We start from the raw sequence: 12,808 nt of genomic DNA on the forward strand, positions 1-12,808 counted from the left end.
GTGCGCCGGTGGTGTGTGTCTCGGCTGGATGTGGTGCGGGTGGGTGGTCGGCCGGGCGGGTGTGGCGCGTGGGTGGTGGGTAGCTCGCGTGGGTGTGGCGTGTCGGTGGGGCCTGGCTCGGGTGGGTGCGGCAGCGGGATTCGTGGGGCTTTCGGGTTGTCCGCCGGGTCCCAGGGGTCGGCCGCGCGCCTCCGGAGGTCGGTGGCGCGCGGCGTGGGTGAGCCGGGGCGGGCGGTTACGCGGGGATGTGGGTGGCGATGATCGTGGCGTAGTTGGCTTCACCGCGGCGGTTGGGGTGCAGGGGGGCGGCCAGGTCGGTGGGCACGTAGCCCTCCACCCACTTGGCGGCGGGAGCCTGGCACGCATCGTGGCCTGCGCTGGGGCCCGCCACGTCCACGTAGTCGGCGCCATGTGCCCCGGCCTGGGCGGCGATCGTCGCGTTGAGGCGGTTCACGCTGCCCTGGAGGTAGTCCGCGTCGACTCCGAGGACCGGCTGGTACGGCCAGCAGCCGCCGGGCTTGATGTACAGGCCGTAGCCGGTGACCACGACCCGGGCGTGTGGTGCGCGCTGGTGGATGCCGGTCAGGACCGCGCCGAGTTTGGGCGCGAACGCGTCGATGCGCTGGGCGATTCGGTCGACCCCGCCGGCCGTCCACTCGTCCCGGCACGGGGTCGCGAACGGGTTGAGCGTCGCACAGCCCTGGGCCACGCCCACCAGGCCCACGTCGTTGCCGCCGATGGTCAGGGTGACGAGCGTGGTGTCCGTACCGAGCGCGTCGAACTGCGGCGGTGCCTCACCCATGTCGACGCCGGCCAGGGACAGGTGCTGCGGCGACGTCATGTCGTTGCTGTCCGCGCCGCTGCACGTGACATCGCGCAACTCGGCGACGTTCAGGCGCGCCGCGAGCAGGTGCGCGTAGTTGTTGGTGGACCGGCCGCACGCAAGCGGCCCGGTGACGTCCGGGATCAGCGGACCCGAGGCCATCGAGTCCCCGAGCGCGACGTAGACCTGACGATCCGCCGCGCCCGCCGGCGCAGTCCCGGCGACCACGCCGGCCAGGACCAGTGCGCCGGCCGCGATCGCCGCCGCGGTGCCGCGGGCGAATCCGCGCAGACGACGGCTTGGCTTCCGGGGACTGCTGTGCAGCCGACTCCTCGTGCGTGCAGCAGAGTTCATGACGACTCCCGCCGGTCGTGGAATGTCCCACGCGTCATCATGCAGACTCGGACAGAGCGGCTTAACTGGTGAGTAACACAGACTTTCCGGAGGGTCCCTGTGACACGTGACAACTCGCCGCGTGACCGGACGCCCACCACACACCGCGCTCGGGCCGCGGCCGGCGCAAGGGCCTTGGCCGGCACGGCGGATGGGGCCGGTACGGCCGGTGGGCCGGGAACGGTCGGTAGGCCGGATACGGCTGGTGAGCCGGGTACGGTCGGTGGGCAGGGTACGGCCGTTGGGCCCGGCGCGGCCCAAGCTCCTGGCGCAGCGCGCGCTTCGGCCGCCGCGCCCGCGTCCGCCGCGTCCGCCGCGTCCGCCGCGTCCGCCGCTTCCGGTGCGCCCGCCGTGCGATCGTGTTCGGATCGAACGCGCCCCGCTCCGCTGCGGATCGGCGGTCGGCCGGTGGCGGCCCGCTTGCGGGCCGGCGCGCCCCGGTTGACCAGGGAGGTGCTGGATCGGCTGCCCGCCGAGTTGCCCGCGTACGCGGCGCTGCCCGCCGAGGAACTGGCCGGGGATATCGCCGAGATCGTGCAGCACACGGTGCGGCTGTTCGCCGACGTGGTCGAGGGCCGGCCGGCGGCGGGCGAGGCGAACCTCGCGCCGCAGCGCGCCTCGGCGGCCCAGCGGGCGGAGGAGGGCGTACCGCTCGACGCGATCCTGACCGCGTATCAGATCGGCGTCGAGATGTGCTGGCGGGAGATCACCGGCCAGGCACGTCCCGAGGAACTCGCCGATGTACTGGCCCTGTTCGCGGATCTGCTCGGACTCCAGCGGGCCATCGTCGCAGCGGTCAGTTCGGCCTACCTGGAGGCCCGCCGACTGCTGGAGGGGCCGGAACAGAGCGGCCGACACGCACTGTTGGCGGCCCTGCTCGCCGGCGAATCCGCGGACACGGTCGCCGGCCGGACGGGGGTACGGCCGGCCGCCCGCTACCTGGTCCTGACCCTCGTCCTGGCCGCGCATCCGGACGAGGCCCGCCCGGGCCCGTGCGCCGCCATCGCCGCGCGGCGCAAGCTACGCCGGATCCGGCAGGCCCTGGACGGCTTCACCGGCCGCCCCGCGCTGACCGCGCTCGACCCCGGCGGCGGGACCGCGCTGCTGCCGGCGGACGCCGCGCCCGACTGGCCCGACGTACGCGCCCTGATCGCGCACGCCGCCGACGCGGCCGACACCCCGATCACCGCCGCCGCCGCGCTCACCGAGCCGACCGGCATCCCGGACGCGGTGGACCGCAACACCGAGGTGCTCCGACTGATCCGCAGCAGTGGCCGCGGCCCGGGCCTGTACCTGCTCGCCGACGTCCTGCTCGACTACCAACTCAGCCGCCCCAGCGCCGCGTTGGCCGGCCTGGCCGGTCTCCTCGCGCCGCTCGACCGCAGACCCGAGCTGCTGCTGACGCTGGAGACGTACCTCACCCACGGCCGCGACCGCCGGGCCACCGCCGCCACCCTGCACCTGCACCCGAACTCCGTCGACTACCGCATCCGCCGGGTGACGGGCCTCACCGGCCTGTCCCCGAACCGCGCCGAGGACCTGCATCGACTGAACGCGGCCTTGGTGGCCCGACGCACGTTGGCACCGGGGCCGGTGGCCTGAGGGGGAGTTGGGCGGGGGCGGGACGGGGCGAGTCGCCTCGCCTCGCCTCGGGTCTGGGCGGGTCGGGTCGAGCGGCGTCGGGCCGGGGCAGGGCGGCTCGGACCGGGGCGGAGGGGCGCGAATCGGTCCTCCGTCCGAGGGCTCGGCCGGGGGAGCGCGGTTTCATGCCCGGTCCTCGGACCCGCCTTGCCACCCCGCCCGGTCGTCGACTTTGCCGACCCCACCCCGCCCGGCGTCGCCCCCGCTTGACCCTGACACCGTGTAAGGCTCTGCGCTGGGAGGTGTCATGTTCGGCATCGGAGACTTCGCCAGGCACGGCCGCGTATCGGTTCGCATGTTGCGGCACTACGACGCGATCGGGCTGTTGCGGCCCGCCCGGGTCGACCCGGACAGCGGCTATCGCTTCTACGAGGCCGGCCAACTCGCCCGGCTCAACCGGGTGATCGCGCTGAAGGACCTTGGCTTCACCCTTCACCAGGTCCGGAGCATCCTGGACGAGCGGGTGAGCGTTGAGGAATTGCGCGGGATGTTGCGTCTGCGGCAGGCCGAGCTCGCCGCCACGGTGGCGGCGGACGCGCTGCGGCTGGCCCGGGTCGAGGCGAGGCTCCGGACGATCGAGGCCGAGGGGCGAATGTCTGCCGACGACATCATGGTCAAGCGCATCCCCGCAGTCCGGGTGGCCGAGTTGACCGCCACCACCACTGCCGATGCCGACGGGCCGGAGGGGATCGGGCCGATCATCGACCCGCTGTACGACGAACTGTGTCGCCGATTGGAGGCCGCCGGAGTGGCTCCGACCGGGCCGGGCATCGCCTACTACGAGGCCGCGCCGGACCAGGACGACACCGTCGTCATCCACGCCGGCGTATCGGTGGCGACGGGGCCCCGAGCCGAATTCGGCTTTGCGATCGTGGACCTGCCCGAGATCGAGTGTGCCGCGACGTACGTCCATCGCGGCTCCATGGATAACGTGATGGCCGGCGTCCAGGCGATGGCCAGGTGGATCGATGCCAACGGGTATCGCTCCCTGGGGTACGCCCGGGAGCTCTACCTCGAATGGCCGGACGATCCGGAAGAGTGGGTCACGGAACTCCAGGAGCCGATCGCCGCCTGCTGAACTCCGCACATCCGTACATCCGTACATCCGTAGGTCCGTACATCGGACCGCCCGCACGCCTGCCCGCCCGCACGCCCGCCCGTGGGGCCGGTCGTTGCCGGCACGCCCAGCAGGGTCGTCTCACAGGGGGCGGAACAGGCGGGCCAGGTCGGGGCCGGTGGACGTGGCGACCATCGCGGTCAATACCCGGCGTACGGCGGCTACTTCGTCTGCGCCGACTTCCTGCGTCAACCTGGCCTCGTACTCGGCGTGGAACTCGCGTACCACCGCCAACATCGCAGTCCCGCCCGGCGCGAGGTGCAATTGCTTCGCGCGCTTGTCCGCAGGGTCCGGGCGGCGTTCGACGTAGCCGTGGGCGACCATCTCGTCGACTACCTTCGCCGCGCCCTGTGCCGTGATCCCGAGTCTTTCGCCGAGCTGTGTCGCGGTCACCGCCTCCCGGTCCAGAGTGCGGAGCACGAAGCCGTACGACGATCCCACCGCCGGGAATCCGCGTTCCGCCAAGTGTGCGTGCAGCTCGTGGACGAAGGCCTGGTAGGCGTGCCCCAACAGCAGTCCGAAATCCATGCTTGACGCTCTCCCGTCGGATATGCTCAACTCTGGTTGTACACTTCAGTTGTACACCTTGGTTTTCCACCTTGGTTGAGTACTCTAACGGAGGAACCTCGATGCCTCTCGTCAAAGCGGCCGACGCGCCGGTCTTCGAAGCCCCGCTGATGACCGCCGTCGGACTCGCCGCCCCAAGCCGCGGCTCGAAGGAGAACAGCGTCTGGCGCTTCACCATGCAGCCGGGCAACCCCGGCCGCGAACACGCCGTCACCCGCGAGGAGATCTTCATCGCGATCAGTGGCAAGGCCGTCGTCACTCTCGACGGCGAAACCCGCGACTTCCACACGGGTGACGCCCTCGTCGTCCCGGCACACGTGCTCTTCGGCATCGCCGTCTCGGGCGACGAGCCGTTCGAGGCGGTCGCGATCCTGCCCGTCGGCGGTCAGGCGGAGGTGGGCGGGGACCTGATCGATCCGCCGTGGGCCCAGTAGAGCCGTTGCGTCGGGATCCGCCCTGCCGTGGGCCCGGTAGGGCCGTCAGGTCTGGATGTGCCGTGGGTCCGGTAGACCGCAACACCTGCTTCTTTCCGCCTTTGCTCTGCCTCCGGGAGACGATCGCCATGCCGTTCATCGCCGCCGCCGAAGCGCCTGTCTTCGACAACCCGCACGCGACCTTCGTCGGCCTCGCCGCCCCGAGCCGCGGTTCCACCGAGAACGCCGCATGGCGGCTGACCCTCAAACCGGGTACGTCGTCCCCACCGCATGCGCTCACGCGCGAAGAGATCTTCGTCGCGTTGTCGGGCCGGCTCACCGTCACCATGGGCGGCGACACGTTCGAGGTCGAACCGGGCGATACGCTGATCGTTCCGGCCGACACTTCGTTCGCCCTGGCCAACCACGGCACCGACCCGTTCGAGGCCGTCGTGGTCCTTCCGGTCGGCGGCCAGGGACTCATCCCGGGCCAGGAGCCTTTCGTCGCCCCGTGGGCCCGGTAAGCGCCGTGCGGTCCCAGGTATCGCGCTGACCTCGGCTTCATTCGTCTCCGGGTGCGGAACATCGTGGACGATCGGGTGAGCGTCGAGGGTTGCGCGGGATGCTGTGGGGCCTGGCGCCGACCGGGACGAGGATCGCCGATTGCGAGGCCGCACCGGACGAGGACGACCGCGCCTTCGGCTGCCGAACGCCGGCAGCGCGCCGGCCGACGGGTCGGCGGGTCGGCGAAACGCCGATCCGCCGACCTCGACACTCAGCCCGGCCGGCTCCCACCGCACCGACACTCACCCGCGACCCGTATGCAAGTGCACACCCGCGCGCTTGAGAGCCGTCGGGACCATCGTGCTCACCCGAGTCGGCGGCCTCGTTCTCGTCCCCGCGTGCCGGTCGAACGCCACAGTGCGGCCCATTGGGTCGCCGTCAGATCCTTGGGCAGTGCGTGTGCCGGGACGCGCTGCTCCCGGAACCACGCGCGCAGCGCCGGGCCTGCGAACCGACCCGTCCGGGGCAGGATTTCGCGCAAACCCCGACCCGGGCCGGTGAACACCTTGCGTACCAACTCCTGGTACGGGTCCCGGCGTTCCTCGATCAATGGCGCGTCTCGGCGGGTCATCGACAGCAGCCCGCCGTCCACCGACGGCATCGGTCGGAACGCCCGAGCCGGCACCCGTGCGTGCAGGGTGAACTCGTACCAGGGCCACCAGGCCGCCGTCAGCATCGTGGCCCCGCCCACCCCCGCCCGCCGCCGAGCAACCTCCCACTGCACCAGCAACACCGCATGCTGCCAATGGTCGGTTCCCAACAACCGCCGCAGCAGCGGCGTGGTCAGGTGAAACGGCAGATTGCCCACCACGGTGTGCCGCTCGCGCGGAAACCGAAACCGCAGCACATCGGCGGCCACGACGTCGACATGGGCGGGTACTCGTCGCGCCAACCGTCGAGCCCGCTGCGGATCGAGTTCCACCGCGATGATGGGCCGCCCGGCTCGGCTCAGCGGCAACGTGATGGCGCCGTCCCCGGGGCCGATCTCGACGATCGGCCCGGTGGTACGGGCGACAAGGTCCTCGAAGAGTGCGATCACCGCACGATCGACAAGGAAGTTCTGACCGAGCTCATGACGTCCACCATGAGTGGGATGCAGATAAGGCACGAGGGGGCTCCGCAAAGGCAGTTCGGAGCCGGGCAGCACGAAGGGGCCGCACCGGCGAAGGGATCCGAAGTGCGGCGGAACCAGGAGGGAAAGGTTCTCGGCCCGCCGCTAGAAGCGGCGAGTCCTCGTGAAAGCGGAAGCGAACATCCCACAACCCTAGCCGGCCCACCCGACTCCCTTCACCTCATTTCCCCTCCGCCGACGCCACGCGCCACGGCGCCAGGCACCGACCTCACCCAGCAGATGCCGCACGCCGAACTGCGCACAATCCGCTCGGACTGGGCCACCTCGCGGGCTTCGGCGCAAACCCCGCGGACAACGCCACCATCGACGCGGTACTGAACGAGGCCCTGGGACGATGACGGGATGGCCGCGGGCACACTCGCGCGACATGGGGTCCGTGGGAGCGCCGGTCGGTTGTTCGGATCGGCCGGCGCTCGTGCACGTGGTTCAGCGGTTCCGGAGGTTGCGGACCAGGTGGTTCCACGATCCGGCGGGGATCGCGATGTGACCTATTGTGCGGTCCTTGGTGTCTCGGACCCCGACCTGGTCGAGCAGCCCGGCCGCTTCGACACATTCGCTGTTGCCGCCGCTGTGAGTCGACTTCCGCCAGTGTGCCGTAGTGACGTCGAGAGAGTTGGTCACTTGTAGCCTTCCTTGAGCTTGGCGATACGTTGCAGGGACTCTTCGAAGGGTAGGGCCGCTGCCTGGAGGCGGGAGAATGCGCCTCGGTACGGATCCACGTCGTCCTCGATGTACAGGCTCGTCGTCAGGTTCTCCACCAACACGATGTCCATGTCCTGCTGTTCCGGGAAGGTGAGCATCGCGAATCCTCCGCTGACGCCAGGGTGGGGTGCTGCGTCCAGTGGCATCAACTGCACGTTCACGTTCGGGAGATCACTCAGATCCAGAAGACGTTGACACTGGTCGCGCATGATCGGCTCCGGGAGGTGCATCCGGAGCGCAGCCTCGGGCAGCACGGCCCACACTTCGAGCGGCGAGTCTCGGGTCAGGACGGACTGGCGGCCCATGCGCACTTCCACAAGGCGATTCACGGTGGCCGGTGGTGAGGTCATGTTGATTGCGCCGATCATTGCCCGCGCGTACGCGGACGTCTGAAGCAACCCGGGAACGAGGAGCGGGTAGTACGCGCGCCATTCGGAAGCATCCGCTTCGAGGCTGATCAGATCCGCGTAGACGGCCGAGAGGACGTCGCGGTACGGCTCCCACCAACCTCGCTTCTTGCCTTCCCGAGCGAGTGCGGTCAACGCCTGCACCATGACGTCGTCCTCCACGGCGTAACAGTGCAGGAGCTTCTCGACGTCGGCCGTCTTGGTCGCCACGCGAGCGGTTTCGATGCGGCTGAGCTTCGCGGTGGTGAACCCCGCCGTTCGTTCGACGTCCTCCAGCGTCATTCCGGCAGCTTCGCGCAGACCGCGCAGCAACTTGCCGAGGCGGCGTCTGCGGACGGTAGGTGCGCTCATGGGTGTTCCTCTCGGCTGGCGGCAGGAGTCCGGCGTCGATGATGCCGGGCCGTGGTTCGGCGCTCGACGATCGGGACGCTAGCGCTCCTTGAGGAGTCGTGAGGGACTTTCTCGCACGAACATGCAAATTTACCTCTTTCGTGAATCAGCTTGCGCCCGAGAGTGCCTGTATGGAATCAATGGGTCACGGAACGAATCCGGCCACGCAAGCTGACGCCGAGGGTTCGCTTCGATTACGGCTGCCCTGCCATTGCGACGACCCCGATGTGGAGTTCGCATGCCTTGCCTGCCCTTCTCGCCTGCCGGTTCCGCCGCCTTCGACACCCGTTCGCCGATACGGCTCCGCTTCGGTGCGCATGTTCGGCATGCCGCGCCGTTGGTGGTGTTGACCGTTGGTCCGTCTCCGAAGGGGGTTGGCGTTGCGCGTCGGGCGGTCGGGGACTTGCTTTCGGGCTGGGGCGCGTCCGCCGACGTGTGCGATTGGGCGGCTCTCGTGGTCAGCGAATTGGTGACCAACGTGGTTATCCATACCTCTTCCCGCCGGATCGTGGTGGCGGTGATCGAGTCGGCGTCGGGGGAGTTGTTGGTTGCCGTGGCGAACCGCTCTCCTGCCCGCACATGGTGGCGACGGCATGGACACGTCGATACGGATGTGGCCGAATCCGGCCGAGGGCTTGCCATCGTCCGGGCCATGAGCGCGCGGATGGGGTCGGTGCATCGATGCGGACACACGATCGTCTGGGCTCGGCAGTCGGCGGACCGGACGCCTGAGAACCAGGGATGCGTCGGACCCCGAGGGCCCAATAGCCCTGCCTCTGCGGCGGGTTCGAACTGAGGCACGCCCGGCACCGATGTCCGGCCTCGGGTGCGCCCCGCAGCTTTCCGAGGCGCTGCTTCGGCTTGGGCCTGTCAACGCGCACGGCACGTGGCGTGCGGAGATCGATGGCGTTCCGGACCGAACGCTTGAACCGAAAGAACAAACCGGAGCGGCGCCATCGGCGGCCGCCTTCTCAACCGGCAGCGGCCGGGCGTCTCGATTCCAGGCGTGAGCCCGGCCGCTGCCTCCATCTATCCACCGTGAGGCGTGATGGAGATTCAAAAATATCGAGCCGATGTACAGCCGCCGATTCGTCTCGGTTGTCGCGTTCGGCACGTCGACGCACATGCCGACCTTCCGGAGGGGACCGTCGTAGCCCTTCCGCCCGCATCGGAGCGCGTTGCCGTGGTGCAACCGCATCGGGCGGGGCGGTCGCCCTACCTGTGCCCAATCGGTCACCTGGTGGTGCTCGACCTCGATGTGGAACTGCGCCGGGCGGTAAGGCGGTTGATGCGGGTGGACCACCTCGGTCGGGAACTCGGCGCAGTGCTGTTGTCGGTGACATCGACCGGGAAGCCCTGCCTTCGCTTGCCCGTGGAGCCGCCCGTGAAGACCGAGTCGATTCGGGAGGCGGGATGAGCAGGCGTTACGCGTGGCTCGAACTCCCCTTGGCGGTACGGGGGTTCATCGAGAGGGCGGTCGGGCCCGTGCTCTCGGTCGAGTCCGTTTCCGGTCCCCACACCAGTTCCTTCGCCGCGACCGTTACCACTCCGACCGGTTCGGCGTTCGTCAAGGTCGCCGAGGAGGCCACCGCGCCGCTGTCCGCGCGGGCGCAGACGAGTGAGGTCGCGGCGAGTGCCGTCACGGGGGTGTTGTCGCCGCGACTGTTGTCGCATGGCACGGTCGACGGGTGGCGGGTACTTGTCTTCGAGCACGTGGAAGGCCGCCCCCTCCGGCTGTGCCTCGATTCGCCCGACATGGTGTTGGTGGTCGGTGCCCTCGACCGCATCGCGCGCATCCGACCCGGCCGCAGCGCGGGTCTGCCCTCCTTGGTCGGGCGGCTGCGGGGACACCTGCCGCCGGGGCGCACCGGGCCGTTGTACGGCAACCGCCTGCTGCACACCGACCTGACCTCGGCGAACATGATCGTCCGGCCGGACGGGCGGTTGTCCGTGGTCGACTGGGGACAGGTGGCGCTGGGGCCGCCGTGGGCGGAGGTCGGCTGTCTCGGTGCGAACCTGGTGGACGTCGGCCACGACCTCGGCGAGGTACGCCGCTGGATGTGGCGCTTCCCCGACTGGCGACGGGCGTCTCCGACCGCACGGCGGATGCTGGCGGAGGCGATGGTCGGACACACCGGCGACCGCGCGACATGGTGGCCCCTCCTGACCGACCCGCCCATTGCCGGCTGATCCTTCGGATCCCGCGCCGAGCGGAGGTCACCTCGATGGTGGGCCTTGCTCGATGACGGCTCCGTCGGTGCAGGTGCGCCCGTCGAAGCACGAGCCCGGGCGTTCGGTCCCGTTTCGAGGGTGAGCGGAACTCGGGTGAGTCGAGGTTCCGGGCGCCCCCGGTCAGGATGCGCCGACCAACGCCACGGACTGGAGGACGACGCCGATGGCCAGGACCGGGAGACCGACTCGCCAACGGATGTGGCGCGGGAGGGTCGCGGTGAGGAAGAGGCTCAGGAGGGCTGCGGCGCCGCTGAGTTTGGCCATGAGGACCAAGTGGTCGCTGCGGGCGGTGGTGTCGGTCGGGCACGAGTGGTCGCAGGTGTCGGCGTCGACGGCGAGGGTCAACAGTACGAACGCGTCGACCACGGCCATGGTGAGGATCGCGGCGACGACCAGGACGACGAACGCGACGATCGGGCCGCGGCCGGCCTTGTGGTCTTCGGATGTGGCTTGGGACATGGCTCGACGCTAGGGAGGGACGGGCTGCGCCGGCATGAGCGTTGGTACTCATTTCGGCTGGACGAGTAACGCAGGTGGCAGGGGCCGAGGTGGCCACCGGTTGACCGTGTGGGTGGCCGGACTCGGGTATCGGTGCCCCCTTGTGGGTCATGGCGCCGCCTGCACGACACGCGTGCGAGTGGTGTGGTGGATGGGGGAGTTGGTGCGGATGGGTGGGGCAGGCCGCGCTACCCACCTCTCAACTCGGGCCGGCACGAACCGGAACCCACGATCGCCCCCGGTTCCCCGCCGCCCCGACCCCACCCCACCGGGCCCCATCCCACCCGGCCCCACCCCAGCCCTGCACGGCCGCTGCGCGCTCGGCAACACCCGGCGCGTCAGCGCCCACGACTTGATCGTCGACCAGTGATCGACGAGCGCGCGAGGAGAGCGGCCGGAGGCCGCCGGCGGCGCAGCCGCCCACCGCCCGAAGGGCGGTTTTCCAGTGACGCTCCGTGTGCAACCAGGCGGATCGATTATCACAACCGATCATGCTCGGCCAAATTTGGTACCCCTCCGGAACGGGTGGTATAGGCGGATCCCATGATCCACATCGTCCGTGAGCGGCGGATCGTTTAGTCGGCCGAAATTCTCACCCTGTGTGATTTTTGTCGGCACGCAACCGTTTCTGATCGATCATCAGGTGGGGAAGATCACACCATGATCGTTCCCTACCCGTGTCGCAGATCACATCGGAAGGGGCCTAGGATGGGCGCCGTTCCGGCAGCTTGTGAACCCGGTCACATGCGTGACTTCGGGGGACTGAGAAGGGAGATGGGAGCGCGGTGAACCTGTACGCGCCGATCCTCGTGCTCGGGGGCATTGCCCTGGCCTTCGGAGTGGTCTCCCTCGTAATGGGGGCGCTCACCGGGCCCAAGCGCTACAACCGGGCCAAGCTCGAAGCCTACGAATGCGGCATCGAGCCGACCCCGCAGCCGATCGGCGGCGGGCGATTCCCGGTCAAGTACTACCTGACGGCGATGCTCTTCATCGTCTTCGACATCGAGATCGTCTTCCTCTACCCGTGGGCCGTGTACTTCGACTCCCTCGGGATGTTCGGTCTCGTCGAGATGGTCATGTTCGTTGCCGCGGTCTTTGTCGCCTACGCCTACCTGTGGCGGCGCGGCGGCCTGGAGTGGGACTGACATGGGACCGATCAACACCGTGGGACCGATGAGCCGAGACGCCCAGGCTTCCCCACAGGCTTCCCCCAACGACTGACGGAGAGAGGGCATCCGCGTGGGTATCGAGGAGAAGCTGCCCAGCGGCTTCCTGTTGAGCACCGTGGAAGGGCTGGCCGGCTACTTCCGCAAGGGATCCTTCTGGCCGGCCACGTTCGGACTCGCGTGCTGCGCGATCGAGATGATGGCGACCGGCGCCGGCCGCTACGACCTGGCCCGGTTCGGCATGGAGGTGTTCCGGGCCTCGCCCCGCCAGGCGGACCTGATGATCGTCGCCGGCCGGGTCAGCCAGAAGATGGCGCCGGTCCTGCGGCAGATCTACGACCAGATGCCCAACCCCAAGTGGGTGCTGTCGATGGGCGTGTGCGCGTCCTCGGGCGGCATGTTCAACAACTACGCGATCGTCCAGGGCGTCGACCACGTGGTGCCGGTGGACATCTACCTCCCCGGCTGCCCGCCCCGGCCCGAGATGCTGATGGACGCGATCATCAAGCTCCGCGAGGAGATCCAGGCGATGCCGCTGGGCGTCAACCGCGAGAAGGCGGCCCGCGCCGCCGAACAGGCCGCCCTGAAGGCGCTGCCCACCATCGAGATGCTGCCCGCGAGCGCGCGCCGAGGCGCGCACGAGCTCAACCCCGGCATCCCGGTCGGCCACGGACCCGAGGGAGGCGCCCGGTGACCACCCCCGGCAACGGCACCCCGAGCCCCAAGCCCGACTCGAGCCCCAAGCCCGACTCGAGCCCCACGC

Annotated in this window: 14 protein-coding genes; 8 read left to right on the top strand and 6 right to left on the bottom strand. The window is 69.7% G+C overall.

Annotation, left to right across the window (positions count from 1 at the left end; genetic code table 11):
- Positions 1-235 precede the first annotated feature (235 nt).
- Positions 236-1,177, bottom strand: coding sequence for an SGNH/GDSL hydrolase family protein (locus ACIBM5_RS27580; RefSeq protein WP_396009287.1), 942 nt, complete (start codon positions 1,175-1,177; stop codon positions 236-238).
- A 447-nt stretch (positions 1,178-1,624) separates the two neighbouring features.
- Here ACIBM5_RS27580 and ACIBM5_RS27585 point away from each other — a divergent pair, with 447 nt between their 5' ends.
- Together ACIBM5_RS27585 and ACIBM5_RS27590 are read left to right on the top strand one after the other, a co-directional pair.
- Entirely contained in the window at positions 1,625-2,818 is a 1,194-nt protein-coding gene (locus ACIBM5_RS27585; RefSeq protein WP_396009288.1) for a helix-turn-helix domain-containing protein, read from the top strand.
- A gap of 286 nt (positions 2,819-3,104) precedes the next feature.
- Entirely contained in the window at positions 3,105-3,935 is an 831-nt protein-coding gene (locus tag ACIBM5_RS27590) for a MerR family transcriptional regulator (protein WP_396009289.1), read from the top strand.
- Between the two features lie 120 nt (positions 3,936-4,055).
- Here the strand turns inward: ACIBM5_RS27590 and ACIBM5_RS27595 are convergent, their stop codons facing one another.
- Positions 4,056-4,502: a MarR family winged helix-turn-helix transcriptional regulator gene (locus ACIBM5_RS27595; protein WP_396009290.1), complete on the bottom strand. Its 447-nt coding sequence runs from the start codon at positions 4,500-4,502 to the stop codon at positions 4,056-4,058.
- Between the two features lie 101 nt (positions 4,503-4,603).
- Between ACIBM5_RS27595 and ACIBM5_RS27600 the strand changes: the two genes are divergently transcribed.
- Both ACIBM5_RS27600 and ACIBM5_RS27605 read left to right on the top strand, forming a co-directional pair.
- Positions 4,604-4,975 carry a cupin domain-containing protein gene (locus ACIBM5_RS27600; RefSeq protein ID WP_396009291.1) on the top strand — a complete coding sequence of 124 codons (372 nt, stop codon included), beginning with the start codon at positions 4,604-4,606 and terminating at the stop codon, positions 4,973-4,975.
- Between the two features lie 62 nt (positions 4,976-5,037).
- Entirely contained in the window at positions 5,038-5,478 is a 441-nt protein-coding gene (locus ACIBM5_RS27605) for a cupin domain-containing protein (RefSeq protein ID WP_396009292.1), read from the top strand.
- 344 nt (positions 5,479-5,822) lie between these two features.
- Here the strand turns inward: ACIBM5_RS27605 and erm are convergent, their stop codons facing one another.
- The 3 genes from erm to ACIBM5_RS27620 form a co-directional block, all read right to left on the bottom strand.
- The gene (gene erm, locus ACIBM5_RS27610; RefSeq protein ID WP_396009384.1) at positions 5,823-6,617 is read right to left on the bottom strand and encodes a 23S ribosomal RNA methyltransferase Erm; all 795 of its coding nucleotides are present in this window, start codon (positions 6,615-6,617) and stop codon (positions 5,823-5,825) included.
- A 459-nt stretch (positions 6,618-7,076) separates the two neighbouring features.
- Positions 7,077-7,271 carry a DUF397 domain-containing protein gene (locus tag ACIBM5_RS27615; protein WP_396009293.1) on the bottom strand — a complete coding sequence of 65 codons (195 nt, stop codon included), beginning with the start codon at positions 7,269-7,271 and terminating at the stop codon, positions 7,077-7,079.
- Positions 7,268-8,110 (bottom strand): helix-turn-helix domain-containing protein, encoded by an 843-nt coding sequence (locus tag ACIBM5_RS27620; protein WP_396009294.1) that lies wholly within the window; start codon positions 8,108-8,110, stop codon positions 7,268-7,270. Before ACIBM5_RS27620 ends, ACIBM5_RS27615 begins: the two co-directional genes overlap by 4 nt.
- 277 nt (positions 8,111-8,387) lie before the next feature.
- Between ACIBM5_RS27620 and ACIBM5_RS27625 the strand changes: the two genes are divergently transcribed.
- Positions 8,388-8,945 (top strand): ATP-binding protein, encoded by a 558-nt coding sequence (locus tag ACIBM5_RS27625; protein WP_396009295.1) that lies wholly within the window; start codon positions 8,388-8,390, stop codon positions 8,943-8,945.
- Positions 8,946-9,562: 617 nt separating this feature from the next.
- Complete coding sequence (locus ACIBM5_RS27630) at positions 9,563-10,339, top strand: phosphotransferase (protein ID WP_396009296.1); 777 nt, start codon at positions 9,563-9,565, stop codon at positions 10,337-10,339.
- A 162-nt stretch (positions 10,340-10,501) separates the two neighbouring features.
- Here the strand turns inward: ACIBM5_RS27630 and ACIBM5_RS27635 are convergent, their stop codons facing one another.
- On the bottom strand, positions 10,502-10,840 hold the full coding sequence (locus ACIBM5_RS27635; protein ID WP_396009297.1) for a hypothetical protein: 339 nt from the start codon (positions 10,838-10,840) through the stop codon (positions 10,502-10,504).
- 824 nt (positions 10,841-11,664) lie between these two features.
- On the opposite strand from ACIBM5_RS27635, the gene ACIBM5_RS27640 reads away from it, so the two are divergent.
- Complete coding sequence (locus ACIBM5_RS27640) at positions 11,665-12,024, top strand: NADH-quinone oxidoreductase subunit A (protein WP_391585460.1); 360 nt, start codon at positions 11,665-11,667, stop codon at positions 12,022-12,024.
- Between the two features lie 94 nt (positions 12,025-12,118).
- Complete coding sequence (locus ACIBM5_RS27645) at positions 12,119-12,739, top strand: NuoB/complex I 20 kDa subunit family protein (protein WP_391585459.1); 621 nt, start codon at positions 12,119-12,121, stop codon at positions 12,737-12,739.
- Positions 12,740-12,808: the final 69 nt, after the last annotated feature.

Source organism: Embleya sp. NPDC050493 (assembly GCF_044458105.1).
Lineage (GTDB): Bacteria > Actinomycetota > Actinomycetes > Streptomycetales > Streptomycetaceae > Embleya.